The organism is Acidovorax sp. DMC1 (assembly GCF_056314325.1).
Map to the genome: position 1 here is coordinate 93,892 of NZ_JBQUYO010000002.1, position 25,760 is coordinate 119,651.

General features: G+C 64.7%; 29 protein-coding genes. 13 read left to right on the forward strand and 16 right to left on the reverse strand.

The window, feature by feature from the left end; translation table 11 throughout:
• The coding region (locus ACT531_RS04850) for a calcium-binding protein (protein WP_476016678.1) at nt 1-1,258 on the forward strand (1,258 nt) is incomplete at its 5' end.
• 298 nt (nt 1,259-1,556) lie between these two features.
• Nucleotides 1,557-2,354, forward strand: coding sequence for an SDR family NAD(P)-dependent oxidoreductase (locus ACT531_RS04855; RefSeq protein WP_476016679.1), 798 nt, complete (start codon nt 1,557-1,559; stop codon nt 2,352-2,354).
• 75 nt (nt 2,355-2,429) lie between these two features.
• On the opposite strand, the gene ACT531_RS04860 is transcribed toward ACT531_RS04855, so the two are convergent.
• The 4 genes from ACT531_RS04860 to ACT531_RS04875 are packed head-to-tail and all read right to left on the reverse strand — an operon-like array spanning nt 2,430 to nt 6,104.
• Nucleotides 2,430-3,806 (reverse strand): MATE family efflux transporter, encoded by a 1,377-nt coding sequence (locus ACT531_RS04860; RefSeq protein ID WP_476016992.1) that lies wholly within the window; start codon nt 3,804-3,806, stop codon nt 2,430-2,432.
• A 31-nt stretch (nt 3,807-3,837) separates the two neighbouring features.
• A complete protein-coding gene (locus ACT531_RS04865) occupies nt 3,838-4,341 on the reverse strand; it encodes a MaoC family dehydratase (RefSeq protein ID WP_476016680.1) in 504 nt (167 codons plus the stop codon).
• Nucleotides 4,342-4,375: 34 nt separating this feature from the next.
• Entirely contained in the window at nt 4,376-5,635 is a 1,260-nt protein-coding gene (locus tag ACT531_RS04870; RefSeq protein WP_476016681.1) for an MFS transporter, read from the reverse strand.
• The gene (locus tag ACT531_RS04875; RefSeq protein WP_476016682.1) at nt 5,625-6,104 is read right to left on the reverse strand and encodes a MarR family winged helix-turn-helix transcriptional regulator; all 480 of its coding nucleotides are present in this window, start codon (nt 6,102-6,104) and stop codon (nt 5,625-5,627) included. Before ACT531_RS04875 ends, ACT531_RS04870 begins: the two co-directional genes overlap by 11 nt.
• 73 nt (nt 6,105-6,177) lie before the next feature.
• Here ACT531_RS04875 and ACT531_RS04880 point away from each other — a divergent pair, with 73 nt between their 5' ends.
• A complete protein-coding gene (locus ACT531_RS04880; protein WP_422849595.1) occupies nt 6,178-6,729 on the forward strand; it encodes a PaaI family thioesterase in 552 nt (183 codons plus the stop codon).
• Nucleotides 6,726-7,139, forward strand: coding sequence for a lactoylglutathione lyase (gene gloA, locus ACT531_RS04885; protein WP_476016683.1), 414 nt, complete (start codon nt 6,726-6,728; stop codon nt 7,137-7,139). Before ACT531_RS04880 ends, gloA begins: the two co-directional genes overlap by 4 nt.
• Nucleotides 7,140-7,253: 114 nt before the next feature.
• Here gloA and ACT531_RS04890 read toward each other — a convergent pair whose 3' ends face one another.
• Entirely contained in the window at nt 7,254-7,775 is a 522-nt protein-coding gene (locus ACT531_RS04890) for an OmpA family protein (protein ID WP_209819653.1), read from the reverse strand.
• Nucleotides 7,776-7,882: 107 nt separating this feature from the next.
• Here ACT531_RS04890 and ACT531_RS04895 point away from each other — a divergent pair, with 107 nt between their 5' ends.
• Nucleotides 7,883-8,476, forward strand: a complete 594-nt coding sequence (locus ACT531_RS04895; protein WP_476016684.1) for a gamma-glutamylcyclotransferase — start codon at nt 7,883-7,885, stop codon at nt 8,474-8,476.
• 100 nt (nt 8,477-8,576) lie between these two features.
• Complete coding sequence (locus ACT531_RS04900; RefSeq protein ID WP_476016685.1) at nt 8,577-9,104, forward strand: superoxide dismutase family protein; 528 nt, start codon at nt 8,577-8,579, stop codon at nt 9,102-9,104.
• A gap of 28 nt (nt 9,105-9,132) precedes the next feature.
• On the opposite strand, the gene ACT531_RS04905 is transcribed toward ACT531_RS04900, so the two are convergent.
• Together ACT531_RS04905 and ACT531_RS04910 are read right to left on the reverse strand one after the other, a co-directional pair.
• A complete protein-coding gene (locus tag ACT531_RS04905; protein WP_476016686.1) occupies nt 9,133-9,696 on the reverse strand; it encodes a nucleotidyltransferase family protein in 564 nt (187 codons plus the stop codon).
• 87 nt (nt 9,697-9,783) lie between these two features.
• Nucleotides 9,784-10,683, reverse strand: coding sequence for a LysR family transcriptional regulator (locus tag ACT531_RS04910; protein ID WP_476016687.1), 900 nt, complete (start codon nt 10,681-10,683; stop codon nt 9,784-9,786).
• A 119-nt stretch (nt 10,684-10,802) separates the two neighbouring features.
• Here ACT531_RS04910 and ACT531_RS04915 point away from each other — a divergent pair, with 119 nt between their 5' ends.
• The 4 genes from ACT531_RS04915 (at nt 10,803) to ACT531_RS04930 (ending at nt 13,737) form a co-directional block, all read left to right on the forward strand.
• The gene (locus ACT531_RS04915; RefSeq protein WP_476016688.1) at nt 10,803-12,038 is read left to right on the forward strand and encodes an alpha-hydroxy acid oxidase; all 1,236 of its coding nucleotides are present in this window, start codon (nt 10,803-10,805) and stop codon (nt 12,036-12,038) included.
• 445 nt (nt 12,039-12,483) lie between these two features.
• Nucleotides 12,484-12,897 (forward strand): hypothetical protein, encoded by a 414-nt coding sequence (locus ACT531_RS04920; protein ID WP_476016689.1) that lies wholly within the window; start codon nt 12,484-12,486, stop codon nt 12,895-12,897.
• Nucleotides 12,898-12,929: 32 nt separating this feature from the next.
• Entirely contained in the window at nt 12,930-13,139 is a 210-nt protein-coding gene (locus ACT531_RS04925; protein ID WP_476016690.1) for a hypothetical protein, read from the forward strand.
• A 193-nt stretch (nt 13,140-13,332) separates the two neighbouring features.
• Entirely contained in the window at nt 13,333-13,737 is a 405-nt protein-coding gene (locus ACT531_RS04930) for a pentapeptide repeat-containing protein (protein WP_476016691.1), read from the forward strand.
• Nucleotides 13,738-14,167: 430 nt separating this feature from the next.
• Here the strand turns inward: ACT531_RS04930 and ACT531_RS04935 are convergent, their stop codons facing one another.
• From ACT531_RS04935 to ACT531_RS04945, 3 genes are all read right to left on the reverse strand, one after another.
• Entirely contained in the window at nt 14,168-16,450 is a 2,283-nt protein-coding gene (locus tag ACT531_RS04935; protein WP_476016692.1) for a xanthine dehydrogenase family protein molybdopterin-binding subunit, read from the reverse strand.
• A 15-nt stretch (nt 16,451-16,465) separates the two neighbouring features.
• Nucleotides 16,466-16,927 carry a (2Fe-2S)-binding protein gene (locus tag ACT531_RS04940; RefSeq protein ID WP_476016693.1) on the reverse strand — a complete coding sequence of 154 codons (462 nt, stop codon included), beginning with the start codon at nt 16,925-16,927 and terminating at the stop codon, nt 16,466-16,468.
• Between the two features lie 146 nt (nt 16,928-17,073).
• The gene (locus tag ACT531_RS04945) at nt 17,074-17,646 is read right to left on the reverse strand and encodes a TetR/AcrR family transcriptional regulator (protein WP_309824178.1); all 573 of its coding nucleotides are present in this window, start codon (nt 17,644-17,646) and stop codon (nt 17,074-17,076) included.
• Between the two features lie 116 nt (nt 17,647-17,762).
• Between ACT531_RS04945 and pdxH the strand changes: the two genes are divergently transcribed.
• The gene (gene pdxH, locus ACT531_RS04950; protein WP_209819643.1) at nt 17,763-18,404 is read left to right on the forward strand and encodes a pyridoxamine 5'-phosphate oxidase; all 642 of its coding nucleotides are present in this window, start codon (nt 17,763-17,765) and stop codon (nt 18,402-18,404) included.
• 27 nt (nt 18,405-18,431) lie between these two features.
• On the opposite strand, the gene ACT531_RS04955 is transcribed toward pdxH, so the two are convergent.
• The 5 genes from ACT531_RS04955 to ACT531_RS04975 form a co-directional block, all read right to left on the reverse strand.
• Nucleotides 18,432-19,388, reverse strand: coding sequence for an AEC family transporter (locus ACT531_RS04955; RefSeq protein WP_476016694.1), 957 nt, complete (start codon nt 19,386-19,388; stop codon nt 18,432-18,434).
• Nucleotides 19,389-19,541: 153 nt separating this feature from the next.
• Complete coding sequence (locus ACT531_RS04960; RefSeq protein WP_476016695.1) at nt 19,542-20,246, reverse strand: HAD family hydrolase; 705 nt, start codon at nt 20,244-20,246, stop codon at nt 19,542-19,544.
• A gap of 72 nt (nt 20,247-20,318) precedes the next feature.
• Complete coding sequence (locus ACT531_RS04965) at nt 20,319-21,419, reverse strand: ABC transporter ATP-binding protein (RefSeq protein ID WP_476016696.1); 1,101 nt, start codon at nt 21,417-21,419, stop codon at nt 20,319-20,321.
• A 1-nt stretch (nt 21,420) separates the two neighbouring features.
• Nucleotides 21,421-22,818: a sensor histidine kinase gene (locus ACT531_RS04970; RefSeq protein WP_476016697.1), complete on the reverse strand. Its 1,398-nt coding sequence runs from the start codon at nt 22,816-22,818 to the stop codon at nt 21,421-21,423.
• Nucleotides 22,815-23,540 (reverse strand): response regulator transcription factor, encoded by a 726-nt coding sequence (locus ACT531_RS04975; protein ID WP_060985401.1) that lies wholly within the window; start codon nt 23,538-23,540, stop codon nt 22,815-22,817. Before ACT531_RS04975 ends, ACT531_RS04970 begins: the two co-directional genes overlap by 4 nt.
• A gap of 138 nt (nt 23,541-23,678) precedes the next feature.
• On the opposite strand from ACT531_RS04975, the gene ACT531_RS04980 reads away from it, so the two are divergent.
• On the forward strand, nt 23,679-24,074 hold the full coding sequence (locus ACT531_RS04980) for a DUF2845 domain-containing protein (RefSeq protein WP_476016698.1): 396 nt from the start codon (nt 23,679-23,681) through the stop codon (nt 24,072-24,074).
• 65 nt (nt 24,075-24,139) lie between these two features.
• Here ACT531_RS04980 and ACT531_RS04985 read toward each other — a convergent pair whose 3' ends face one another.
• Complete coding sequence (locus tag ACT531_RS04985) at nt 24,140-24,892, reverse strand: TOBE domain-containing protein (RefSeq protein ID WP_476016699.1); 753 nt, start codon at nt 24,890-24,892, stop codon at nt 24,140-24,142.
• Between the two features lie 116 nt (nt 24,893-25,008).
• On the opposite strand from ACT531_RS04985, the gene modA reads away from it, so the two are divergent.
• Complete coding sequence (gene modA / locus ACT531_RS04990) at nt 25,009-25,755, forward strand: molybdate ABC transporter substrate-binding protein (protein WP_476016700.1); 747 nt, start codon at nt 25,009-25,011, stop codon at nt 25,753-25,755.
• Nucleotides 25,756-25,760: the final 5 nt, after the last annotated feature.

Sequence of the window (25,760 nt, forward strand, 5' to 3'; positions counted from 1 at the left end):
CACGGGCGGGGACGGAGCCAACCTGCTCAGCGGCCAAGGAGGCAACGACACTCTTGTGGGGGGGCTGGGCAAGGATACGCTGGACGGTGGGACCGGCGATGACACGGCAATCCTGCTGGGTAATCCAGGGGACTACATCGTCAGTCGAACCGCCACTGACGTGATCCTCACCCGCACAGGCCAGATAGTGACTACCCGTGGTGTTGAGAACTTCGTGTTTGACGGTGCCGTCACACGCACACTGGTGCAGCTTCTTGGAAACTCTGCCACCGCCTACGCCGACACTGTGATCGGCACCACAGGCGATGACAACTTCAACACGCTGGCGGGAAACGACTGGGTTATCGGTCTCGACGGCAACGACACTCTGATCGGCGGGACGGGCAACGACACGTTGGAAGGCGGCTCGGGCAACGACACCTACGAGGTGGACGTAGCGGCAGACGTGATTGTGGAGACGGTGGACAACGGCACGGACCTGGTGCGAGTGAACCTAGCTTCGGGTACGTATACGCTAAGCGCCCACCTGGAAAACGCCATCGTGACCTCGACTGCCTCAGTTGGCATCACAGGCAACAGCCTGGCCAACTGGCTGACCGGCAACGCTGGTGCCAACACCCTCACGGGTGCCGAAGGTAACGACACACTGGATGGAGGAGCAGGCGGAGACCGCCTGGTGGGCGGAGCAGGGGATGACAGATACATCGTGAACATGGCCAGCGACGTGATCGTGGAAGCCGTTTCGGAGGGGGTCGATCGCGTACAGGTGGAATTCACGACGACGGGCACCTACGTACTGTCGGCGAATGTGGAGAACGCTACGGTTGTCAGCGCGCTGAACGTGAACTTGACCGGCAGTGGCGACAGCAACCTGCTCACGGGCGGGGACGGAGCCAACCTGCTCAGCGGCCAAGGAGGCAACGACACTCTTGTGGGGGGGCTGGGCAAGGATACGTTGACCGGCGGCGCAGGTTCTGACCGTTTTGTGTTTTCTACAGCACCCAGTGTGGGTAATGTGGACACGATCACTGACTTTCAGTCGGGCGTTGATGTCATTGCGTTGTCTACAAGCATCTATGCGGGCCTGGGCGTAGTTGGGGATACGGTGGGCCTGAGCGCCAATCTCACCTACAGCAGCGTGACAGGCGTTCTCTCTTACGACGCTGACGGCGCGGGGGGAGTAGCCGCCGTTCAGATTGCTTTGCTGGGGAGTTCAACGCACCCCGCAACGCTGGCCGCAGATTTTGTGTTGATCTGACGCGCCGAATGGGCGCGACGTACTGGTTTCCGCTGGTGCGTTTGCGCTGCATGCTGTCCATGCGGACCTGTCGGAACTACAAATTTTCGGCAGTTTTACGCATTGCCATTGCCATTGCCACGCGGTTCTGAATTTCCTTCGGCACCAACACCTGTACTTCAACAAACGTATTTCGAAATTTTAATTTTACATAATATACATCGTATCTAATAAATAGTGAGTCCCATGACTGTATCTCGTCGCTCAATCTGGACTCTCTGGCCTCTGTCATCCGTCCATGCCGCTACCATAACCGCCCATGACACTTCCCACACAAGCCCCCTCCACATCCCACATCCACTTCGGCCTTCGTGATCGCGTCTGCATCGTCACGGGTGGCGCCCAAGGCATTGGCGAGGCCTGCATCCGCCGTTTTGCGGCCGAAGGCGCCAAGCCGGTGATCGTGGATGTGGACGATGCGCGCGGCCAGGCACTGGCGCAGGAACTGGGTGCGCTGTACGTCCACTGCGATGTGGGCGATAAATCGCAGGTAGATGCGCTGGTGGCCCAGACCCTGGCCGCCCACGGGCCCATCGACGTGCTGGTTAACAACGCCGGTATCTTCCGCGCGGCAGATTTTCTGGAGGTAACCGAGGCCGACTTTGACGCCGTGTTGCGGGTCAATCTCAAGGGCTCGTTCCTGGTCGGTCAGGCGGTGGCGCGGGCGATGGTTGCTTCGGGTGGCGGCGCCATCGTCAATATGAGTTCAGTCAACGGCGTACTGACCATTCCTAACATCTCCAGCTACAACGTGAGCAAAGGCGGCGTGAACCAGCTCACGCGCGTGATGGCGCTAGCGTTGGCCGACAAGAACATCCGCGTGAACGCGGTGGCTCCAGGCACCATCGCCACCGAACTGGCCGCCAAGGCGGTGCTGACCAGCGATGAGGCCAAGAACAAGATCATGAGCCGCACGCCCATGAAGCGGCTGGGCGAGCCGTCCGAGATTGCCGATGTGGTGGCCTGGCTGGCGAGCGACGCGGCGAGCTATGTGACCGGAGAGATCGTGACCGTGGACGGCGGGCGCATGACGCTCAACTACACCGTGCCGGTCTGACGCACTTTCGACCACTCCTTTTTTGATAGCTTCCAGCGCATGATCCACTAGCGCTAGCGGCTATTTTTATGACTTTCAGACCTGTGGCATGCGCTGCAGCAGCCCTGAGGTGCTGCGCGGCCAGCCGACCGGGCCGAACCAGGCGCCGCCAGCAATCGCCCAGGCGTTGACCAGGCCGTACAGCACCAGCGCTGCCCCTTGCGCCGCAAACACGGCAGCCAGTCCACCGCCCCAGCGTAGTGCCAGCCAGCCGCCGGTGACGGCCACCGCCAGGCGCACGATGTTGCCGATCACGGGCCAGAGCAGGCGCCCTGCCCCTTGCGAGGCAAAGTACAGCACCAGTCCCAGGCCAAAAAACCCGTACACCGGACCGACGGTGCGCAGATACAGCGCACCCGCCTCCAGCATGGCGGGGTCGCTATTGAACAGTGACAGCCACGCACTGGGAAAAGCCGCCGCCCACAGACCAATCGCTTCGGCCATCACAAACGCCATGGCCGCGCCGATCCAGGTGGCGCGCAAGGCGCGCTCGCGCTGGCCTGCACCGATGCAGGTGCCCACCATGGCCACCAGCGGTGCGCCCAGGCCAAACACCAGCGGCACCAGCAGGTACTCCAGCCGCGATGCGGTGCCGTATCCCGCGATGGCCGCCGTGCCAAAACCACCCACCAATGCGGTGGTCACGCCAATCGCCAGATTGGTCGCAACGGTAGACACCGTACCCACCAGCCCCACCCGCAGGATGTCCTTGAACAACACCCAGCGAAACCGGATATGCGCCAGCGAAGGCCGCAGCAGGCTGCGCGGTGAACACAGATAGGCGGCCAGCACCACACTGCCGATCAGGTAATAAGCCATCAGCGCAATGGCGCCCCCGGCAATGCCCAGGCCGGGCATAGGGCCCCAGCCAAAGATGAACAGCGGCGACAGCGGCACCAGCACAAACGCACCCAGCACCGTGACATACGCCGGCACAGCCATGTTGCCCGTGCCCCGGATCACGGCCGACAGCGTGTTGAACAACCAGACCATAAACGCGCCCGCAAACACCCAGTTGGAATAGACCAGCGCCGCATCCAGCGCGCCGCCGGTGCCGCCCATGCGGGTGTAGAGCCAGCGCCCTCCTCCCACCACGCCCACGGTAAAGACCAGCGAAAACACCGCCGCAATGGCAAGCGCATGCAGCACCAGCGCATCGGCATCCTGGCGCCGCCGCGCGCCCAAGGCTCGGGCAATGGCCGATGCAATGCCGCCCCCCATGGCGCCTGCCGAAGTCATCTGCATCAACATGACCACCGGAAACACCAGCGCCATGCCCGCCAGCGCATCCGTGCCCAGCTTGCCGACAAAGTAGGTCTCGATGAGTCCGACACCCGCCTGCGCCAGCATCACCAGCACATTGGGCGCGGCCAGCCGCAGCAAGGTGGGCGCGATGGGCGCCTCCAGCAGCATGCGGGTGCGCGGGTTCAGTGCCTCGGTCACATCAGGCCCCTGCCCCACCGGCCGCAGGCTTGCGTGGCACAACGATGCGCACGGTAGTCAGCTGCAGCACATCGCCATGCTGGTTGCGCGTCTCGCTGCGCACGGTGACCATGCCACGGTCGGGCTTGGATTTGGAGGGCTGGATCTGCACCACCTCGCTCACCACATGCAGCACGTCGGTGGGGCGGGTGGGCCGGGGCCAGGTCAGCTCGCCACCTGCGCCGATGATGCCGCCCGCAATCGGCAGACCGCTCGTCACCTGCAAGCGCATGGTCACTGCCGCCGTGTGCCAGCCGCTGGCAGCCAGGCCGCCAAACAAAGTGTCACGGGCTGCGGCGTCGTCCAGGTGAAAGGGCTGCGGGTCGAACTGCGCGGCAAACGCGGTGATCTGCGCCTCGTCCATGGCGTGTTCGCCGCTGGTGAACTGATCGCCCACCGACAAGTCTTCCAGGTAGATCGGGGGCTTTGTGGTTGTCGAGGCGTGGCTGGCCGGAGACTGCGTCATGTCGATGGCTTTCTTGGAGAGGGGATGTTGCTGTTCAGGCGGCCGTGGCGGCGGGCCGGGCCAGGCGTGCTTCACGGATGGGTAGGTTGACCAGCGCTGCGCCCAGGGCCAGCACGATGTCGATGTACCAGACCCAGTCATAGCTGCCGGTGGCCTGGAACACGCTGCCGCCCAGGTAGGCACCCAGGAAGCCACCCACCTGGTGCGACAGCATCACGATGCCGAACAGCATGGCCATGTTGGCCGTGCCAAACATCTTGGCGACCAGTCCGGCCGTGGGGGGCACCGTAGACAGGAACGTGATGCCCATGACGGCGGCGAAGATCAGCACCACAGCAGGCGTCTTGGGTGCAAACAGGAAGATCAGCACTGCCAGGCCACGCACCGCATACAGCAGCGACAGCAGCGACTTCATGCGCCAGCGCCCCACTGCCCAGCCCATGGCCAGGCTGCCCACAATGTTGAACAGCCCGATCACCGCCAGCGACCAGCCGCCTACTTCGGGCGACAGCCCGCAGGCCGCAATCACGCCGGGCAAGTGCGTAGCCAGGAAGGCCACATGAAATCCGCACACCAGAAAGCCCGCCGCCAAGTACCGATAGCTAGGAGTAGCAAGCGCCTGGGCAATGGCCTCGCGCGCGGTCAAGGCCTTCTGGCCGGACGCCGCAGCCGCCTGCGCCGCCAGCGCGTTGGAGTTGCCCTTGAGCACCCACACCGCTGGCAGCGCCAGCAGCACCAGCACGCCCAGCCACTGCAGGGCGCTAGCCCAGCCCACGGCGGCCGTCAGGCTGATGGCGATGGGCGCCATCACAAACTGACCGAACGAGCCACCCGCATTGACGATGCCGCTCGCCAGCCCGCGCTTTTGCAACGGCACCAGCCGCGCAGTGGCCGCCATCAGCACGGACGGCCCGGCCATGCCCGCACCACCAGCGGCCAGCACGCCAATCGCAAAGATCAGTCCGGCGGTGGTGGTCATGTACGGGGTGATGAACGTGCCCAGCGCCACCAGCGCCACGCCCAGCAAGATCACGCGGCCTGTGCCGATGCGGTCGGCCACTGCCCCGGCAAACGGCTGGGTCAGGCCCCACCACAGCTGCCCAAACGCAAACGCCAGGCTGATGCTGCCAATGCCCAGGTCCGTGGAAGTGTTGAGCGCAGACAGGAACAGGCCCATGGTCTGGCGCGTGCCCATCGTCATCGCAAAGGTGCCTGCTGCGGCCAGCAGCACCAGCCACAGGGCCAGTGGCGCGGCAGACCTGGCTGCGGCTTGAGGGGTCGTGTTATTCGTCATGCCCTGCCTCCTGCGCTGGCAGCGCTGCCAGCAAATCGAGTGAGTCGTCCACCAGCGCATGCAGCGCCATCACGCGTTCCACACCCAGCGTTTCATTCAGCGCCAGTTGCGCGGCCTTCCAGTGGCGCTGCGCTTCCGCGCGTTTGTCGCGGCCTGCGTCGGTGATGTGGACCAAGCGGCTGCGAGCGTCCGTGCCCGCCTTCAGCGTCACCCAGCCGGCATCCACCAGCGGGCGCAGGTTGCGCGTGAGCGTGGAGGCATCCATCTTCATCTCGGTGGCGAGGTCACCTGGGCGGATCGGGCCCAGCTTGAGCACATGGGACAGCAGCGAGTACTGCGTGGTCTTGAGCCCGCACTTCGCCATTTCGGCGTCGTAGTGGTTGGCGACGCGGCGCATCAGCTGGCGCAGCTTGAAGTTGGTGCAGCCCTGCGGCAGCACGGGGGCCAGGGTGGACGGTTCGGCTTGCATGCATTTAATTGTATCTGCAATAATTGCATATGCAATCTAAAAGTTTCGTCCCCGTCAACAAGCCGGACACACCATGACCTCCAACAATCACCTCGAACACTGGCTGGCGCAGGAGCGCGACATCCTCGCGACGCTGGATGCGGGCCCTGGCCCTGGCGTGGCCACCCGCGACCAGATTGCCCACCTGAACGGCCTGCAGCAAATGCAGGCCATGCTGCGCGGCGAGCTGCCCTACGCGGCCATTGCCAAGACGCTGGACTTCTTGATCGTCGAAGTGGGCGAAGGCATCGCCATCTTCCAGGGCACGCCTCGTGCAGAGCACTTGAACCCCATGGGCACGGTACACGGCGGCTGGTTTGCCACCCTGCTCGACTCCGCCCTGGGCTGCTCCATCCACACCCGCATGGAGCCCGGGCGCGGCTACACCACGGCCGAGCTGGGCATCAACCTGGTCAGGGCGATCACGCCCAAGGTGCAGCGGGTGCGTGCCGAGGGCCGCGTGATCCACTGTGGGCGCCAGTTGGCCACGGCCGAGGCGCGCCTGGTGGGGCCAGACGGCACGTTGTACGCCCACGCCACCACCACCTGCCTGGTTTTTGACTTGCCTGCACAATCGAAGGGATGAAATTCCTCCACACGATGCTGCGCGTTGGCAACCTTCAACGCTCGATTGATTTCTACACCCAGGTACTGGGCATGCAGCTGCTGCGCCAGTCCGAGAACCCCGAGTACAAATACTCGCTGGCCTTTTTGGGCTTTGAGGGCGGTAACCCCGGCCAGGCCGAGATCGAGCTGACCTACAACTGGGGTGTGGAAAGCTACGACATGGGCACGGCCTACGGCCACATTGCCCTGGGTGTGCCCGATGCGTATGCGGCGTGCGAGAAGATCAAGGCGGCGGGCGGCAACGTGACGCGCGAACCCGGCCCGGTCAAGGGCGGCACCACGGTGATCGCGTTTGTGACCGACCCCGATGGCTACAAGATCGAGTTGATCCAGCGCGCCGAAGGCGCAGGCGGCCAGGGGCTGCGGTAATTTCTACTATCAAATAGATAGCTGCTTGCGCATGCTCCACTAGCGCAAGCGGCCATTTTGACAACGAAAAAACCCGGCATTGCTGGGTTTTTTTGTTGGGGAAGGAGGCAGCGCTTACAGGGCGCCCAGCGTCACTTCCACACGGCGTGCTTCGGCGTTGCTGCCGGTCGCGGTGGTTTCTTCGGGCTTCTTCAGCTCCACCTTGTCTTCAGTCACGCCCAAGGCCTTGAGCGCTTCGGCCACGGCCACTGCGCGTTGCTTGGCCAGTTCAGCGTTCAGGGCAGCGTCGCCCGTCGCGTCGTGGAAGCCCGAAACAACGGCCTTCTTGCCTTCGGCCACACCCTTGACCACATCGGCCAGGGCTTCGTTGGCGCCTGCGGCCAGTTCGGCCTTGGCGGTGGCAAAGTAGAACTTCACCACACCGTTTTCAACGCGCACGCTGGCCACGTCTTCTTCGACGGCAACCGGTGCGGCCGGAGCAGCGTCCACAACCACCGCTGCGGGCTGTGCCGGGGCCTTGGCACCCAGACGCTTGACCACCACGGTGCCCACCACCACGGAGATCACCAACGCAATCAGTGCAAAGAGAAAACCGAGGGCAAAACGTTCTTGGCTATCGTCGTCAGAGCTGGACATGAAGGGATCCCTGTAGTGATGAAAAAAGTGGTTGGCCGGCCCTGCAGAGGGTGCGAAAACAAGGCCCTGGCCGATTGCAGCAAAGCTTTCGATTGTAGAGTGAAGCCATGACGAATCTGCCCGCCCCACTGCGAGACCCGGTGCCCATGCTGGAGCGTGCCCTCCAGGAATGGGGCGGCCATCAGGACCTGTGGATCTTTGGCTATGGCTCGCTCATCTGGCGGCCGGATTTTGACTATGCCGAGCGCCGCCCTGCCAAGGTCCACGGCTGGCACCGGGCGCTGAAGATGTGGAGCCGTATCAACCGGGGCACGCCGGAGTGCCCGGGCCTGGTGTTCGGCATGCTGTCGGGCGGCAGCTGCCGGGGCATGGTGTTCCGCATAGACAAGGCCCATGCGCGGCAGGTGATGATCAACCTGTGGCAGCGCGAGATGCCCACCGGCGTGTATGACCCGCGCTGGCTCACCTGCCAGACACCAGAGGGGCCGGTGAGTGCGCTGGCGTTCACCCTGTCCCGCAAAAGCCCCAACCACACAGGCGAGCTGCCTGACCATGAATACCGCCGCATCTTTGATGAGGCCTGCGGGCGCTACGGCACCACGCGGGACTACGCCCAGGCCACTTATGACGAGTTGCGAAAGCATGGCATCCATGACCGGGCTTTGGCCCGGTTGATCGCGCTGGCCCAAAAAGAGGCATAGTGCACACTTTTGCTGGACGCATATGCGGCGGTTGGTGAGACTGTGCCTTGAAGCCGGGTTCAATACCGCGTTCTTTTATTCATCTGCAGGAGTTGGAATCATGAAGAAGATTCGTTTTGCATACGCTCTGTCGACCATCGCTGTGCTTGCCATGGCAGGTTGCGCCGCCTATTCCTCGGGCCCCAGTGCTACCGCCAAGCTGGAGCCCACGCGCGGCAACACAGCGACAGGCACCGTGTCTTTTGTGCAGTCGGGCGACGTGGTGAAGGTGTCGGGCTCCATCAGCGGCCTCAAGCCCAATGCCGAGCACGGCTTTCATGTGCACGAGAAGGGCGACTGCAGCAGCGGCGACGGCATGAGCACAGGCGGCCACTTCAACCCCGGCGGCAAGGCCCACGGCCACCACGGAATGGGTGATCACCACACGGGCGACTTGCCCAGTCTGAAGGCCGATGCCAACGGTGTTGCCACCTTCAACTTCGAGTCGAAAACCATTCGCGTGGGCTCCACCGATAACAATATCGTCAGCAAGGGGCTGATCGTCCACCGTGACCCTGACGACTACAAGACCCAGCCCACCGGCAACGCAGGCCCGCGCCTGGCCTGTGCGGTGATCGCGTCCAAGTGAAGGAAAGGGAAAGCGGCCTTCGCCGCCACTACCCGCGCGCCGCCAGCAACTGTGCGGCGCGCTCCAGGTCTTGCACGGTGTCTATGTCGGTCACCGTGCCTGCGTCATCCACCTCCACCTGCCGTACCCTGCCCTGCTGCGCTTGCGCACGCACCACGCTGGCGGCGCCCTGCTCGCCAGTCAGCGCCAGCAGGCTGGGCAAACATGCAGCCGCAAACCCCACGGGGTGACCGCGCTCGCCCTGGTACACCGGCATGGCGACGGCGCAGTCCGGGTCTGCCAGCGCGGCGGCCATGGTGCGCAAGGTGTCGGGGCGGATCAGTGGCAAATCCCCCGGCAAAACCAGCCAGCCGGGCGCCTGGGCCGTGGCGCGCACAGCCGCTGCGATCGAATCGCCCATGCCCGGGTGGCCTGCGTCTTCCAGGTGCCAAGGCAAACCGCTAGCGCGCACGGCATCCAGGGTGTGCTCCAACACGGTTTTTGCCCCCAGGGGCGCGCGCAGCTTGTGCACCGCACCGCCGGATGCGGCAAAACGCGCTCCCCGGCCCGAGGCCAGCACCAGAACTACGGGGAGCGAGGTGGGTTGGAGCATGGGGTTGCGCTTGAACAGGTTCCGGGGACCGGCGGCTGCGGCGTGCAGTCAGCGCGATTCTAGGCCCGCCATCCGCGCATCAGGCCGTCAGAAAGCGCCACTCCCCACCGTGAAATCCGCGTGCTGCGCCGCCATGCCGTGCAGCATACCCACCAGGGGCCGCAGGTCGTCCCGCCGGCTATGGAGCGCGTAGCCGAGCGAGCCCAGGGGCACCGGGCTGGTCAGCAGCTGCAGAACACCCCGTTCGCACAGGGCTTGCGCCCAGCCCTCGGGCAGCAAGCCAATGCCGCTGCCCTGTGCCAGCAAGCCCACAATCGCGCCCCAGTGGTTGCACACCAGTCGGCGCGCGGGGCGGGCATCAGCCTGTCGCAGCCAGTTGTCGATGAGGTGGGTCACTCCCGAGCCCTGAGGCAGCGTCACCAGCGCGTGCGACTGCACGGCCTCGGCATCCATCTGATGCAAGTCGCGTGCCACGCCAGGGCCTGCGCACCAAGCAAAGCGCGCATGCGCCAACGGCACTGACGTCAGCGCGCTGCGGCTGGCGGGGCCTGCAATCACGGCCACATCCAGCTCGCCCTTGTCCAGCCGCTCCGCCAGGGCAGCGCCCACATCCACATGCACAGACACTTCCAGCGCCGGGTGCGCCGCCGCCAGGGCTGAGACCAAACGAGGCAGCCAGGTAATTGCCGTCAACTCGCCCACCCCCAGTCGGCAGGGGCCGCGCAGCCCAGTGGTGCTACCCATCTCCTGCTGCAAACGGTCCGCCTGCTGCAGCAACCCACCCGCCAGTGGCAATAGCCGCGTGCCTGCCTCCGTCAACGCCGCACGGCGCCCTGCGCGGTCAAACAGCACCTGGCCCAGCGAGGCCTCCAGCTCGGCAATCCGCTTGGACAGGGACGACACCGACAAGTGCACCCGCTCGGCCGCCATGGCAAAGCTGCTGCAGGTGGCGGCCCAGTAGAAAGCTTCGAGCTGCTTGAGGGTCATGTCGTAGATATATTTTTAATTTAGCGAACAAATCATTCGCAATAAATTCGCTTTCTTGATTATTGCGGTTTCAGGACACTGCTTTCCAGCCCCCGTCTGCTTTTGCCTGAAACCACGCCATGTCCACCCCCTCCTCCACACCCCAACCGCCCTCCCCCAACGCCTGGGGCGCTTTCAACGGCACGCGCCGCAGCGGCCGCACGGCTGATCTGCTCTCGCTGGACGACTTCGAAGCCGCCGCCCGCCGCGTGCTGCCGCGCCCCATCTTTGGCTACGTGGCCGGTGCTGCCGAGGACAACCAGGCATTGGACGACAACCGCCAAGCGTTCCGCGAGATCGCCCTCGTCCCCCGCGTGCTGCGCAACGTAGCCGAGCGTGACCAGGGCGTGACCCTGTTCGGCCAGCGCTACGTCAGCCCCTTCGGGATCGCGCCCATGGGCATCGCAGCGCTGTCGGCCTACCGGGGCGACATCGTGCTGGCCCGTGCGGCGGCAGCGGCGGGTATTCCGGCCGTGCAGAGCGGCAGCTCCCTCATCCGGCTGGAAGAAGTGATGGCCGCGGCCCCCGGCACCTGGTTCCAGGCCTATCTGCCCGGCACACCGGAACGCATCGACGCCTTGCTGTGGCGCGTAATTGCGGCAGGCGTGCAGACCCTGGTGGTGACGGTGGACATCCCCGTGGCCGGCAACCGCGAGAACAACATCCGCGCGGGCTTCTCCACCCCGCTGCGCCCCAGCCTGCGCCTGGCGTGGGACGGCATGGTGCGCCCGCGCTGGCTGGCGGGCACGCTGCTGCGCACGCTGGCACGCCACGGCATGCCACATTTTGAAAACTCGTTTGCCGAGCGCGGCGCACCCATCCTGTCTTCGCGCGTGCAGCGCGACTTTGCCGCGCGCGACCACTTTGACTGGAGTCACATCGCCCACATCCGCCGCCAGTGGCGCGGCCCGCTAGTGGTCAAGGGCATCCTCAGCCCGCAGGACGCCGCCCTGGCCCGCCAGCACGGGGTGGACGGCATCATCGTCAGCAACCACGGCGGCCGTCAGCTCGACGGCGCCGTGGCCCCGCTGCGCGTGCTGCCCGCGATTGTCGAGCAGGCGGGCAGCGGCATGACGGTGATGCTGGACGGCGGCATCCGCCGGGGCACCGATGTGATCAAGGCCCTGGCACTGGGCGCGCAGGCAGTGTTTGTGGGGAGGCCCTTCAACTACGCCGCTGCAGTGGACGGCGAGGCGGGCGTAACAGCGGCCATTGATCTATTGCGCGCCGAGGTGGACCGCAACCTGGCCATGCTGGGCGCCACCACCTGCGCAGCGCTGGGGCCAGAGCATCTCATGGACCGGCGGACAGGCTGAGGGACTGCGGCGCACGCTCCTCGGAGGGTCTCCAGGGCGCAAAGTCAACCAGCCTAGTTTCAAATGAAGTGATGGCTGCGCCGCCAACAATCCTGTCGATCACTTTAATATTGATAGCTGTCAGCGCTTATCGGAAAAGCGCTGGTAGCACTTTTCATTCAATAGGGTTGGTCTGCACCGCCACAGACGGTCTCAGGCTGATTTCGAACTTTCACTTGACCACTCCACTATTGGCAGGCAGTTTTTGGCCCGAACCGGTTTGTTTGCCGTGCACTATGTGGAACTGCCATGGGCGGCCCTTCAGTTAAAGTCCCGGCCCCGCGGGTGATTTTTGCCCGCATTGCACACCCCGGTAACTGGGTTTGAAAACAAAATCTGCGAATTTGGGTGAAGCTCGCCGGCGGATGTAGCCGGACAAACCGCACCTCGCGGAGATAGAAAAAATATGCTCCTAACCGATATAACCGTCGAGCACACTTTGGTGTCCAAAAAGGATGGCGTTCGTCAGACTTTCTTGCTGCATCCTTTTACCGATACACAGCGTGATTCACTGGGCAAATTCGAGCTCGTTCGCGACGTCAGCCAGCCCGGACTCAAAGACGTAAAACGCTCCACCTTCGTATCGTTTCACCAATTGGCGGAGCTGTATGCAAAAGGCCTGCTGGAAGAATTCGGGTTTTCCGTTCGCATGTGTCCGGGTAAAGGCACCTACCCTGCCAAGCTGCCGGCCAAAAAGATAGTGCCCGCCTGTATCAAGCCAGGCTCTTCGTTCGATCTGGCAGTACAAAAGGTGGATCTATCGAAACCGTCCACGCGCGAATTGAGAACAGCGTTGCTTCGCGCCAACGTCCAAATTTAAGAATCACGACGCTGATTGTTATGGGAGCTACTGTGAATCCACTCATTGCACATACTGAACTCATCGCCACGTTCAAGCGGGCTGAGGCAGATGCCGCTCACAAATTCGGGCTAATTCAAGCCGCTGCAAATAAAGGCCCCAAGGCCATCCAAGCTGCCACCGAGACAGCGGCCAAGGCGGCAAAGCGCAGGGACTCTTTTGCGAAAAAGCTGAGCGATCTGGGGGTGGAGCTAAAGTATTGAGCGCCGCCAACCCATGGCGTAACACCTAACCTTCGCCGACCGCGCGCAACGGGCCCTGCTCATCAAAGACGGGTAACCGCCATAGCTGTGTTGCAATCATTCAGTGACGGTAGCCGAACGAGAGCTATCGGCCACTACCGGAAGGTCGCGACGGACGGCTTTCTGGCAACGCGTCATCGCTACTATTGAGCCCATGGCTACACTCTACGAAAGCACCGATTTTTTCGGCAATTCCGAACTCCCGAAGGGCTGGGAGAACGACGTCTTTCGTTACTGCACCTTTTCCAATATTGATATGGAAGGCAAAGCGTTCGAGGGCATCCTGAGCGATTGCGGTATCGGTGATTCGTCTTGGTATTGGGGACTGTTCAGCACGACCAAGTTCGTCGAGGTGGAATTCCGAAATTGCCTCTTTCGTGGATCGAGCTTCGCCGGGTGTGTCTTCGCAAAGTGCCGATTTGAGGGCTGTAGATTCATGAAAGACAACCTCAACAGCGGTTGCACGTTTTCAGAATGCTCGTGGTACGACTGCGAACAGACGGATTGCGAAGGCTTATCGCGTCAATTTGCTTCCGAAATGAAGCAGCGCAAAAGGTGACCTCGCACTGAAAAAGGCGGCCCATGTTGACCACTTAAATTAATCCATGAGTGGCTGCTTTTGGGTTGCAAGATGGTCAAATCATAGGTCCGAAATGGGCCCAAAGCTGAAGCTCAATCCTCGCCGAAGGCGCATGTGCGAATAGTCCTCAACCACACGTCATCGTGGCGGACCATTGAAGCCAACTACTGCATGAACGCCGCATCGTGGGCAGATGGCCGTTTGATTCTGGTTGTCTACGTCGCACCATTCAATGATGGTATTGGGTGCATTGCAGTCATTTCTCTGCCGCTTGAAGTAGGCCGAAAGCTGCGTGCCAAAACACAGCCAGAGCAATGCTGTGGTGGACACCGAACTGAAGCCGGTGGATGAGTCATAAAAAAAGCGCCGGGCTTTCCCCAGCCCGGCGCTCTCATTCCAACAAGCTTTATCAAGCCAGCTTGAACGGCAGCTCGCGTGGCGTCTTGCCCGTGATCTGCGCTATGGCATTGGCAAATGCCGGCGCCAGCGGCGGCAGGCCAGGTTCGCCCATGCCCTTTGGCGGATCGGCGCTGGGCACGATATGCACCGTCACCTGCGGCATGTCGGTGATGCGGGCCACGGCGTAGTCGCCGAAGTTGCTCTGCTCCACCACACCGTCCTTGAGCGTGATGGCAGCACCGGGCAGGCAGGTGCCCAGGCCCATCAGCGCGGCGCCTTGAACCTGGGCTTCCACGCTCTTGGGATTGACCACCAGGTTGCAATGCACGCCGGCGGTGATGCTGTGCAGCTTGGGCGTGCCGTCTTTGACGGACGCCTCGACCACATAGGCCACCACCGACTCGAACGATTCGTGCACCGCCACGCCCCAGGCGCGGCCTGCGGCCAGCTTCTTCTTGCCGTAGCCCGACTGTGCAACGGCCAACTGCAGGGCCGCCTTGTGGCGCGGGTGCTTGTCGCCCATCAGGGCCAGACGGTAGGCTACCGGGTCTTGCTTGGTAGTGCGGGCCACTTCGTCGATCAGCGTCTCCATGGCGTAGGCCGTGTGGGTGGAGCCCACGCTGCGCCACCACAGCACCGGCACGTTCACCTCCGGGTGGTGCACCGACAGCTTCATGGGCACGTCGTAGGGCTCTTTCATGCCTTCGATGGCCGTGGCGTCGATGCCGTTCTTGATCATAAAGGCCTCGAACGGCGAGCCCTTGGTGATGGACTGGCCGACGATGGTGTGGTCCCACGCCAGGATCTTGCCCTTGGCGTCAAAGCCGATCTCGGCGCGGTGCACATGCATGGGGCGGTAGTAGCCGCCCTTGATGTCGTCCTCGCGGCTCCACAGCGTGCGCACCGGCGCGGTGATGCCTGCAGTGCGCGCGGCCTTGGCCACGCCGCAGGCCTCCACCACGTAGTCGCTGGTAGGGATGGCACGGCGGCCAAAGCCGCCACCGGCCATCTGCGTGTTGACCTTGACGTTCTGCGGCTGCAGGCCCAGCGTCTTGGCGGCGGCCATCGCGTCCAGGCCGGGCATTTGCGTGCCCATCCAGAGTTCGGCTTTGTCGCCGTCCAGTTTCACGGTGCAGTTGAGCGGCTCCATGGGCGCATGCGCCAGGTACGGGAAGACGAACTCGGCACTGATCTTGTGGGGGGCGCCCGCCAGCGGTGCCATGTCGGCCTGCATGGCCACATTGCCCGGCTTGGCGGCCAGTTCGCGGTACTGCGCCAGCAGCGCAGTGGTGTCGGGCTTGGTCACCGCGCTGGTGTCCCATTCCACCTTCAGCGCGTCGCGCCCCTGCTTGGCAGGCCAGTAGCCGTCGGCCACGATGGCAATGCCCTCGCCGCCCCGGTCTGTGGGCACGCGCAGAACGGCCTTTACGCCCTTGATGGCCTTGGCGGCGCTGTCGTCCAGCGACTTCACCTTGGCGCCAAACACGGGCGGGCGGGCCACCACGGCAGTCAGGATGCCGGGCAAGCGTACGTCGATGCCGTAGTCCTGCTGGCCGCTCGACTTGGCCTTGGCATCCAGCCGCCCGGTGGGCTTGCCGATCAGGCGGAACTGTTTGGGGTCCTTCAAGGTGACCTTTTCGGGCACGGGCTGCTTCATGGCGGCTTCGGCCAACTGGCCGTAGCCCAGCTTCTTGCCGCCGGGGCCGACCACAAAGCCGTTGCTGGTGCGCAGGGCCGACGCGTCCACACCCCATTGCGCGGCAGCCGCCCCGACCAGCATGGCCCGGGTGCGTGCGCCCAGTTCGCGGTACTGGGTATACGAGTTCTTGATGGAGTTGGAGCCGCCCGTGAGGTGCATGCCGAACGCAGGGTCGGCATAGGCCGGGTTGGCGTCGCCGTGCACGCTGCGCACCTTGCTCCAGTCGGCATCCAGTTCCTCGGCCAGGATCATGGGCAGGCCGGTCTGCACGCCCTGGCCAAAGTCCAGCCGGTTGATGGTGACGGTGACGGTGCCATCGGCATCAATGCGCACAAAGGCCGAGGGCTGTTCGTGCGGCTTGAGGCCTGTGGGCGCCGCAGCCGCCGCGCCCTGGGCCGCGGACACCAGCGGAAACGCACCCAGTGCAAAGCCCGAGGCCGCAGACACCTTGAGGAAGGTGCGGCGCGCCACGCCGTCCGATACGTCGATTGCTCCCGAAGTGATAGCGCCTTGCGCTTTATCCACTAGCGATTGGAGGTGTTTTGGCATGAAATGCTGTGCCTGGCCCTGCAGGGCATGGGGTTCGAAGTGCATGGTGGTCTCCTTCAATCAGGCCAGGGTCTTGGCAGCGTCGTGGATGGCGGCGCGGATGCGCACGTAGGTGCCGCAGCGGCACACGTTGCCGGCCATGGCAGCGTCAATGTCGGCATCGGTGGGCTTTTTCTTGCCCTTGAGCAGCGCGGTGGCGCTCATGATCTGGCCGCTCTGGCAGTAGCCGCACTGGGCCACGTCGTGCTTCACCCAGGCGGCGTGCACGGCCTTGCCCACCTTGTCGTCGGCGGTAATGGCTTCAATGGTGGTGATCTTCTGGCCCGCTGCCGCCGAGATGGGCGTGATGCAGGACCGCACCGGCGCACCGTTCAGATGCACAGTGCATGCACCGCACAGCGCCTGGCCGCAGCCAAACTTGGTGCCAGTCATGCCCAGCGTGTCGCGCAGGGCCCAGAGGATGGGGGTGGATTCGTCGGCATCCACGGCCGTGTCTTTGCCGTTGATATTGAGGGTAGGCATCGTGGGACTCCTTGGGGTGAAAGTCAGCGCTCAAAAGCACAGCGCAATCGGTAGGGCGGCGTGGGCACAGGTTGAGCCGCTTTGTTTTTTTAAGAGAATAACTATTCGATTAAACCGCAAAAGCCAAGTTTTTGCAGCGACCCGATTTACGCCTTGATGGCATCCCAGCACAGCCCAAAAGCCATCTGGTGCACGGCCTCGTCGTCGGGCAGCACCTGGGTGCGGATCAGGTTGCCGGTCTCCCGCACCGAGCCCACCAGGCTGGCCGTGAGCAGCGGAATGGGCACGGCTTTGAGGATCTCCTGCTGCTGACCTTCTTCCATCAGCGCAAAAAAACCTGCCATCAGCCGGGTCGAAAATTCGCGGTTGCCCTGGGTGAACCAGGGCGAGTTGTAGTACTGCTCCTGGAACACCACCTCGGCGTACTGGTCCAGCCGGTGCCGCAGCAAGTTGCCCCAGGCGCGGCGCACCCGTGCGCGGTAAGGCATGCCAGGTTTTATGCCGTCCATGATGCGCGCGGCCGTGACGGTCTTGGCGTCCTGGTACAGCTGGCTGATGAGTTCGTCCTTGGACGGGTAGTACACGTACAGCGTGCTTGTGGCCACACCCGCTGCCCGGGCGATGTCGGCCAGGGTCAGGCCGCTCAGGCCCCGCTGGGCCACCAGTTCAAAGGTGGCCTGGGCAATGGCGCGCTGCTTTTCGTCGTCTTTGGGTTTCATCGGAACCAGGAATATAAACGAACACAAATTCGGCCACTACCAAAGCCCGTGCGCATGACTACGGCGCCCTGCCCTAAGGCAAAGAGCCATGGTACGAGGGATGCACAATCGTGGCCATGACCACGAACTCCATCGCTGACCTCCGCAAGAGCTACGAGCGCGCCGAACTCAACGAAGACGCCTCGCACGCTGCCCCCCTGCAGCAGTTTGACCAGTGGCTCAAAGAGGCCATCAGTGCCGAAGTGCCCGAGCCCAACGCCATGACTTTGGCCACCGTGGGCAGCGACCTGCGTCCCAGCACCCGCATCGTGCTCATCAAGGGCTATGACGAGCGCGGCATCGTCTGGTTCACCAACTACGACAGCCGCAAGGGCCGGCAGATTGCCGGCAACCCTTATGCCGCCCTGCAGTTCCACTGGGTGGAGCTGGAGCGTGTGGTGCGCATCGAAGGCGTGGTGGAGAAGGTCAGCGACGAGGAAAGCGACGAATACTTCCACAGCCGCCCGCTCGACTCCCGCATCGGCGCCTGGGCCAGTCCGCAAAGCCAGGTCATTTCAGGCCGCAGCGTGCTGGTGGCCAATGCGGCCAAGTACGGTGCGCAATTCATGCTGAAACCGCCCCGCCCGCCGCACTGGGGCGGCTACCGCCTCAAGCCCGACCAGTGGGAGTTCTGGCAGGGGCGCAAGAGCCGGCTGCATGACCGGCTGCGCTACCGGCTGGACGCAGGCGAATGGGTGCGGGAGCGGCTGGCGCCCTGACCTGAACCTGGGCCCTGGGTCGCTGGCTCAGCCCGCGACCCAGCGAGTGACCGCCAAAATCACCAACGGCATGGTGACCAAACCCATGGCGGTGGACACCGCCACGCTGGCCGTCACCTCTTCCTCTGCCACGCGGTAGCGCTGCGAGAACAAAAACACGTTGGCCCCCACGGGCAGCGATGCTGCGACGATCATCACGGCCAGCGGCATGCCCGACAGGCCCAGCGCCCAGCCCATGCTGGCCAGCACCAGCGGGTGCACCACACACTTCACCAGCGCAATACGCAGCGCGGCCTTGAACTGGTGGCCGACCTTGGTGAATGCCAGCGTCACCCCGACCAGCAGCAGCGCAATCGGCCCCAGCGCCTGGCCCAGCAGCTGCAGGGGCTTGCCCACCACCTCGGGCACCACCAGCCCGGTCTGCGCAAACAGCAAACCAGCAATGATGGGCAGCGGCACAGGGTGCACGATGCCGTTGCGGATGGCCTGCAGCACCGTGCGCCACATGGGCTGCTGCACCCCGCCCGGGCGCCCGGCATGTTCGCGCGCGGCCGCTAGCTCGAACACCACGGTGGCGGCCGTCAGCAGGATGAGCGAGTGCACCGAGATCAGGGTGAACAGCGTGACAAGCCCTGCCTCGCCAAACACCAGGCCCACCAGCGGCACGCCGATCATCAGCGTGTTGCTGAAGGTGTTGGCCAGCGCCCGCGCGGCGCCCAGCGTGTTGAAGCCCTGCACCGCCAGCGTGGCGGCATAGACCACACCAAACGCCACAAAGTAGATGCCCACCGGGCCGAAGTTGAGGTCTTCGATGTGCACCGTGCTCATGGTGCGGAACAGCAGCGCGGGCGTGAGCACCATGAACACGAGGTTGGCCAGGTCCTTGACGGACTCGGCACGTATCCAGCCGCGCCGCCCCACATAAAAGCCGATGGCAATGAACAGGATAACGGGGATCAGCGAGGTGAAGACAGGAGAGTTCACGGAGAAAAGCGCGCCAGGTCGGCAAGGGTGGGCGCCGATTGTCTCCCATGATCTCTGCCGACTCTGCGTGGTGCGTCTGGTGCACCCCGATAATTTGCTATATTTTCAATAGCTATCAGCGCATATTCCACTAACACTTGGCGCCGATTCCTTTCAAGTCCTCTGGCCTGCACCCGCTGGGGGCGTATCCGCTGCGGCGCGCGGTGCGTCCGCCGAGAGCAGAGCCAGCAGCCCTTGCAGCCCCTCCACCCGGTGGTCTGCCAGAGGCCAGGGCTCGACACCCGGCCGCACGGTCTGGACGGTGGTGGCCCCCAGCGCGCGCCCGGCCGCCAGCTCGGACAAGGGGTTGTCGCCCACCACCAGCATCTGGCGGGGCGTGCAACCCTCGCGGGCCAGGATCTTTTCAAAGAGGGCCTGCTTGCCATGTCCGGTACCGGTGGGTGGCGCGTCAATTGCGTCGATGAGAACTTGCTCGAACCAGGCCCGGATTCCCAGTGCATCGATCTTGCTGTTCTGCAGGCGCCGAAAGCCGCTGGTGACCAGGTAGCGCCGCAACGGAATGCGAGGCAGCAGGCCGATGTCGGCATAGCCCTGCAGCGGTGCTGTGGCTTCCATCTGGCTGAAACGTTCCCATCCGGCCGCGCGCATGGCCGGCGTGAAACGGTGGCGCTCAGCCACCAGGTCGAACGCAGTGAACCAGCAAGCCTGCAGCGCCTGGTCCAGGGCCTGCGGGCTCAGCGCGCCCTGGTTGGCTTGCCGCACAGCCTCGAACGCGGGCTCGAACAAAGGGCCCACCGCCCGCGCATCCATCAGGCAGTTGTCCAGGTCAAAAACAGCGACGGTGTAGTCCAGAGGCATGACTCATCAAACAGGGAGTTAACAAAACGGCGTGGTGCATGCAGTGCGCATACCTAGCAAATGCCGCGCGCCTTATCCAGCCACCACGGATACGCCATGGTCTGCCAGCGTCAGGCTGACCGGGGCGCCCACATCCAGCGGCAATTCCACCAGGGGCGACACCACAAAAATGGCGCCCAGGGCGCTTGCAAAGGTGTATTCCATGACGCTGCCCAGGTAGGTGCAGCGGATGACCCGCGCGGCCAGGCCCGCCGATGTGGCCGGGCCAATCACCCAGGCCTCCGGGCGCACGGCGATCTTGACCGGGCCGGTGGGCAGTGCGGCGGGTGATGGCACGCGCAGCGGGCCCAGCTGCGCATACCCGGTGGCTGCGATGCTGCCCGGGCTGGGCGCGTGGTTATGGGCAGCAAACAGCATGGCCTCGCCCATGAAGCCGGCCACAAACTCGGACGTGGGTTGCTCGTACAGCGCGCTGGGCGCGCCGCGCTGGGCGATGGCGCCCCGGTCCATCACCACGATCTGGTCGCTGACGGCGAGCGCTTCGGACTGGTCGTGGGTGACATAGGCCACGGTGAGCTTCAGGCGCTGCTGCAGGGCGCGAATCTCCTCGCGCATGGCGCGGCGCAGGCGGGCGTCCAGGTTGGACAGGGGTTCGTCAAACAGCAGCACGGCGGGCTCCAGCGCCAGCGCCCGCGCCAGCGCCACCCGCTGCTGTTGCCCGCCCGACAGCTCATGCGGCTTGCGCTGGTCCAGGCCGTGCAGGCCCACGGTGTCGAGCATGGCGCGGGCCTTTTCGCGCACCTGCTGACTGCCCAGGCCCGAAAGGTGTAAGCCGTAGACCACGTTGTCGATGACGTTCATGTGCGGAAACAGCGCGTAGTTCTGGAACACCAGGCTCACATTGCGCTGCGCCGGGCCGAGGGGGGTCACATCCTGCCCGTCGATAAAGATGCGGCCCGATGTGGGCGATTCGAGCCCGGCTATCAGGCGCAGCGTGGTCGTCTTGCCGCAGCCCGACGGCCCGAGGATGGTGGTGAGCGTGCCGCGCGGCACGCTGAAGCTGATGTGGTCCACCACCAACGGAGCGTCGGGCGACGAGCCGTAACGCTTGCTGACATCCCGGAACTCGATGCCATGCACGGTTGGTGTCTCAGAGGGGGGCGTCACGGGCATCTCATTCTTCCCATGCCACGACGGCATCCACGCCGATGACCTGCCCCGCATCCATGCGGTTGAACAGCGTGACCTGCGCGCCCATCGCCTCTGCAATCTGCCGGCAGATGGACAACCCCAGCCCCACCCCACCCTGCCCGGCCGAAAACGGCTGGAACAATCGCTGCCGCACAGCGTCATCGATGCCGGGGCCCTCGTCCCACACCAGCACCTCGCGCCGCCCGGTACTGTCGCGCAGCAGCACGCCCAGACGCCCATGGATGGGCGTGTGGTGGATGGCGTTGGCCAGCAGGTTGCGCATCAGCTCGCCCAGCAGCGCCGCGTCGCCGGGTGCCCACAGCGTGTCGGGGCCCTCCAGCGCAAAGTCGAGCCGCTTGGCCGCAATCAGCGGAGCCAGCTCCTTCACGGCCTCGCGGGCCATCGCGTTCAGGTCCACGCTGGGCAGCTCGCCCATGCGCTTGAGCTGCTCCACCTTGCTCATGCTGAGCAACTGGTTGGCCAGGCCCGAGGCGCGGTCCACGGTGTGCAGCATCTGCTGCAGCGCATCGCCCACCAACATGTCGCCCGCCATGGCGGCCTGCAGCTGGGTGCGCAGCACAGCCATGGGGGTGCGCAGCTGGTGGGTGGCATCGGCCAGAAAGCGCCGCTGCTCCTCGATCCAGCGGCTCTGGCTGTGTTGCAGCTCGGCAAAATGCTGCACGGCGGGCGCGAGTTCTGACGGGCCTTCGTAGATGCGCTCTGCCGTGACCGCAGCGTCGGTGCTCAGCGGCCGCATCAGCGACACATCGGCATGCCGCAGCCAGCCCGACGCCGCCCGCGCCAGCAGCACCGCCACGGCGGTCATCGCCAGGGCCAGCAGAAGCACCCACCACAGGCCCGAGCCACCGCCCAGCAGGCTGCGCGCACCGGGCAGGCGTTCGCCCAGCGGGCGCGCCACCTGGCGCACCACGGGCGCAGCTGCAGCTTGCCCGCCCGTCGCCACGGTGGGCTGGTACAAGGTCACGGCCACCCGCACCAGCCGGTCGCCCACCTGCGCCAGGTAGAAGTGCACCGCACCCGGGTCACGTACCGCCTCAGTGGGGGGCACACGCGGCAGGTCGGCGCTGCCCGTCAGGCGTTCGCCGTCCAGGTTGCTCTCGCGGTACCAGACGCCGGGCGCTGGCTGGGCAGACAACGATGTGGCCGGGTCTACTGATAGATCAGCAGGCCAATGCGCCAGCGCCTGGCGCAGGGCCTCGTCCTGCGCAGCGGCGTCCTGCTGCGCCTGGTAGGCCCATTGCACCGCGCAGATCACGGCCACCAGGGCCCACAGCGGCACCAGCCAGCCCACCAGCAGCCACCGCTGCAACGAGCCGCCACGCGGCCGCCAGAGCCGCTGCTGCCACCAGCGCAGCGTCACCGTGCCACCCCGCCTTTGTCGGATTTTTCGGATTTGTCCGTCTTGTGGGCGGCCATGCTGTCGGCGTCGCACAGCAGGTAGCCCACGCCGCGCAAGGTCACGATCTCGGCGTTGGTGCCCACCAGCTTCTTGCGCAGCCGGTGCACCACCACTTCCACCGCATCGGCTTGCACCTGCTCGTCCGTGTTGGCAAACACCTGGGTGCGCAGCTCTTCCTTGCTGACCACCCGATCCACGCGCGACATCAGCAGCCGCAGCAGCTCGGACTCCCGCTGCGACAGCTCCAGCGGCAAGGCATCGTTGTAGAACACGCCGCTGCCCGGCTCGCGGTACAGCGCCCCGCAGCGCAACTGCCCGTCGCGCCCCACGCGGCGCGTGAGGGCCCGCAGCCGCGCCACCAGTTCGTCCAGGTCAAACGGCTTGGCCAGGTAGTCGTCGGCTCCGGCCTCCAGACCCGCCACCCGGTCCGTGACCGCCGCGCGGGCCGTCAATGCCAGTACCGGCGTGGTGCTGCCGCCATCGCGCAGGCGCCGCAGCACCTCCAGCCCGTCCAGGCCCGGCAGCGAAAGGTCGAGCGTGATCACGTCAAACGCGGTGCGCCGCGCGGCGGCCAGGGCCTCCTTGCCATCGGCACAGCACAACACCTCGAATCCACGCGCAACCAGGCTGCGGCTCAGGGCGCCAGCCAGATCAAAATCGTCCTCGACCAACAGCAGTTTCATCCCCCGATCATGCCGCCTGTGGCAGGCCCGGGCCACTGTGCTTCTACGGACGGGCGATGAAAGCGAAGCGAAAGGCGGGTTAGTCCTTCTGCGGCGGGCCGCTGTACAGTGAGGTCCAGCCTTCTGGAATCCGCCGCCATGAGATCACTTTTGACCCAGCCCGCGCCGTCAGGCACTTGCCGAAAGACCTTGCAACTGCTGGCAGCCGCACTGGCCCTGTGCACGGCGCTGCCCGCCCAGGCCTCGCAGTCCTTGCGCTGCAATGGTTCGCTGGTGGGCAAGGGAGACTCTCCGGTGACCCTGCTCCAGAAATGTGGTGACCCCATCTACCGCCAGGGCGTGTGCGTTTCCATGCTGCAGCTGGGCTGGGTGGTGACTCCCTATCGCCCCGGCAGCCCCGCAGCGGTGCTGGCCAACCAGTGCGTGCCCATGGAAGAGTGGACGTACGACCGGGGGCCTGGCACCTTTCTGGGGGTGGTTCGCATCTACAACGGCGCCATCGAATCTGTGCGCGACGGCGACCGCAGCCGGTAGTGGGGGCCTCTGGCCCTCCTGGCTGTTTGAACAGGTTCTTAAACGCGCTGGAGGGCGGTCAACCCTCAAAAATTCGCGGCGATGACGATGCTGGATTCGTCAAAAACCGCCGTGGCCTGCTGGCCCGTTCGAACCTTGACTCCTGCAGCAGCAAAGCCCACCAGCTGGATGCCGCTGGGCAGCTGCAGCACCACCTCCGGGGCTGCACCGCGAGCGACGCTCCGCACCACTCCGGCCATGGCATTGCCTGCGGGACTGGCCGGGTCCGGGGCCACCTGAACCGCTGTTGCCTTGCACAGCGCCAGCACACCCAGCCCAGCCTTCAAATCCAGCAACTGTGCGCTGACCCGGGTGATGGATGCGTGCAGCGCCTGCCCATCCGCCAGCAGCAGCTGCACACGCACCTGCCCGCCCAAGGCCCGCACCTTGCCCACGGTGCAAGGAAACTGGTTGCGCATGCTGGTGCGCAGCGCCAATGCGGCGCGGCCGGTGGCTGCGTCGTCGTCGCTGTGCAGTCGGCTCAGCACCTGCCGGCGCGCAGCGGCCAGCGCGTGGGCGGCCTGCAGCACCCGCTGGCCTGCCGGGGTCAGTGCAGCCCCGCCGCCGCCGGTGCCGCCCACCACCTTCTCGACCAGCGGCACGCCGGCCAGGTTGGTCAGCGTCTCCAGCGCCTGCCAGGCGGCCTTGTAGCTCACGCCCGCGCCCCGCGCCGCCTCGGAAATGGAGCCCACCTCGCCGATGCGGCGCAGGATGTCGATGCGTTTGTCCGTGACCTCGTGGCCCAGCACATCGGCCAGGGGCTGGGAAGAATTGCTCATGCGGGCATGTTAACTGCGTGGTGCGGACGTTTGCGGAACCGCTGTTCATTAGTGGAATAGCGCAGCAGCGGCCATGCTACAGTCTCGCTATTCCATAAAAGAATAGCGAGGTTGTCGTGAAGCGTTTTCTTTTGTCCCTGGCCACCTCCTTGGCGATGGCGTTTTCAGCCCATGCGGGCGAGGTGTCGGTAGCCGTGGCGGCTAACTTCACGGCCCCGATGCAAAAGATTGCCCGCCTGTTCGAGCAGGACACCGGCCACAAAGCCACGCTGGCTTTTGGCTCCACCGGGCGGTTCTATGCGCAGATCAAGAACGGCGCGCCGTTTGACTTGCTGCTGTCCGCCGACGATGAAACCCCTGCCAAGCTCGCCAAGGAAGGCCTAGCGGTCGATGCCAGCCGCTTTACCTACGCCATTGGCAAGCTGGCCCTGTGGAGCAAGCAGCCCGGCTTGGTGGATGCACAGGGCCAGGTGCTCAAATCCGGCACCTTTGACAAGATCGCGCTGGCCGACCCCAAGCTCGCCCCCTATGGAGCTGCCGCGGTGGAGGTGATGACCCAACTGGACGTGCTGAACACCCTGCGGCCCAAGTTTGTGCAGGGCGAGAACATTGCCCAAACCCACCAGTTCGTCGCCACCCAGAATGCCCAGCTCGGTTTTGTCGCCCTGTCGCAGGTGATGGCCGATGGCCGCCTGGTGGAGGGCTCGGTGTGGGCCGTGCCTGCAACGCTCTACTCCCCTTTGCACCAGGACGCCGTGCTGCTCAACAAGGGCCAGGGCAACGCCGCGGCGGCCGCGTTACTGCAATACCTCAAGGGTGACAAGGCGCGGGCAGTCATTCGCGGCTTTGGCTACGAGCACTGAGATAC

Coding starts and splice junctions, on each gene's coding strand:
- ACT531_RS04855 (WP_476016679.1), top strand. CDS start 1,557: ATGACACTTCCCACACAAGCCCCCTCCACATCCCACATCCACTTCGGC.
- ACT531_RS04860 (WP_476016992.1), bottom strand. CDS start 3,806: ATGCTGCTGGAGGCGCCCATCGCGCCCACCTTGCTGCGGCTGGCCGCG.
- ACT531_RS04865 (WP_476016680.1), bottom strand. CDS start 4,341: ATGACGCAGTCTCCGGCCAGCCACGCCTCGACAACCACAAAGCCCCCG.
- ACT531_RS04870 (WP_476016681.1), bottom strand. CDS start 5,635: ATGACGAATAACACGACCCCTCAAGCCGCAGCCAGGTCTGCCGCGCCA.
- ACT531_RS04875 (WP_476016682.1), bottom strand. CDS start 6,104: ATGCAAGCCGAACCGTCCACCCTGGCCCCCGTGCTGCCGCAGGGCTGC.
- ACT531_RS04880 (WP_422849595.1), top strand. CDS start 6,178: ATGACCTCCAACAATCACCTCGAACACTGGCTGGCGCAGGAGCGCGAC.
- gloA (WP_476016683.1), top strand. CDS start 6,726: ATGAAATTCCTCCACACGATGCTGCGCGTTGGCAACCTTCAACGCTCG.
- ACT531_RS04890 (WP_209819653.1), bottom strand. CDS start 7,775: ATGTCCAGCTCTGACGACGATAGCCAAGAACGTTTTGCCCTCGGTTTT.
- ACT531_RS04895 (WP_476016684.1), top strand. CDS start 7,883: ATGACGAATCTGCCCGCCCCACTGCGAGACCCGGTGCCCATGCTGGAG.
- ACT531_RS04900 (WP_476016685.1), top strand. CDS start 8,577: ATGAAGAAGATTCGTTTTGCATACGCTCTGTCGACCATCGCTGTGCTT.
- ACT531_RS04905 (WP_476016686.1), bottom strand. CDS start 9,696: ATGCTCCAACCCACCTCGCTCCCCGTAGTTCTGGTGCTGGCCTCGGGC.
- ACT531_RS04910 (WP_476016687.1), bottom strand. CDS start 10,683: ATGACCCTCAAGCAGCTCGAAGCTTTCTACTGGGCCGCCACCTGCAGC.
- ACT531_RS04915 (WP_476016688.1), top strand. CDS start 10,803: ATGTCCACCCCCTCCTCCACACCCCAACCGCCCTCCCCCAACGCCTGG.
- ACT531_RS04920 (WP_476016689.1), top strand. CDS start 12,484: ATGCTCCTAACCGATATAACCGTCGAGCACACTTTGGTGTCCAAAAAG.
- ACT531_RS04930 (WP_476016691.1), top strand. CDS start 13,333: ATGGCTACACTCTACGAAAGCACCGATTTTTTCGGCAATTCCGAACTC.
- ACT531_RS04935 (WP_476016692.1), bottom strand. CDS start 16,450: ATGCACTTCGAACCCCATGCCCTGCAGGGCCAGGCACAGCATTTCATG.
- ACT531_RS04940 (WP_476016693.1), bottom strand. CDS start 16,927: ATGCCTACCCTCAATATCAACGGCAAAGACACGGCCGTGGATGCCGAC.
- ACT531_RS04945 (WP_309824178.1), bottom strand. CDS start 17,646: ATGAAACCCAAAGACGACGAAAAGCAGCGCGCCATTGCCCAGGCCACC.
- pdxH (WP_209819643.1), top strand. CDS start 17,763: ATGACCACGAACTCCATCGCTGACCTCCGCAAGAGCTACGAGCGCGCC.
- ACT531_RS04960 (WP_476016695.1), bottom strand. CDS start 20,246: ATGCCTCTGGACTACACCGTCGCTGTTTTTGACCTGGACAACTGCCTG.
- ACT531_RS04965 (WP_476016696.1), bottom strand. CDS start 21,419: ATGCCCGTGACGCCCCCCTCTGAGACACCAACCGTGCATGGCATCGAG.
- ACT531_RS04975 (WP_060985401.1), bottom strand. CDS start 23,540: ATGAAACTGCTGTTGGTCGAGGACGATTTTGATCTGGCTGGCGCCCTG.
- ACT531_RS04980 (WP_476016698.1), top strand. CDS start 23,679: ATGAGATCACTTTTGACCCAGCCCGCGCCGTCAGGCACTTGCCGAAAG.
- ACT531_RS04985 (WP_476016699.1), bottom strand. CDS start 24,892: ATGAGCAATTCTTCCCAGCCCCTGGCCGATGTGCTGGGCCACGAGGTC.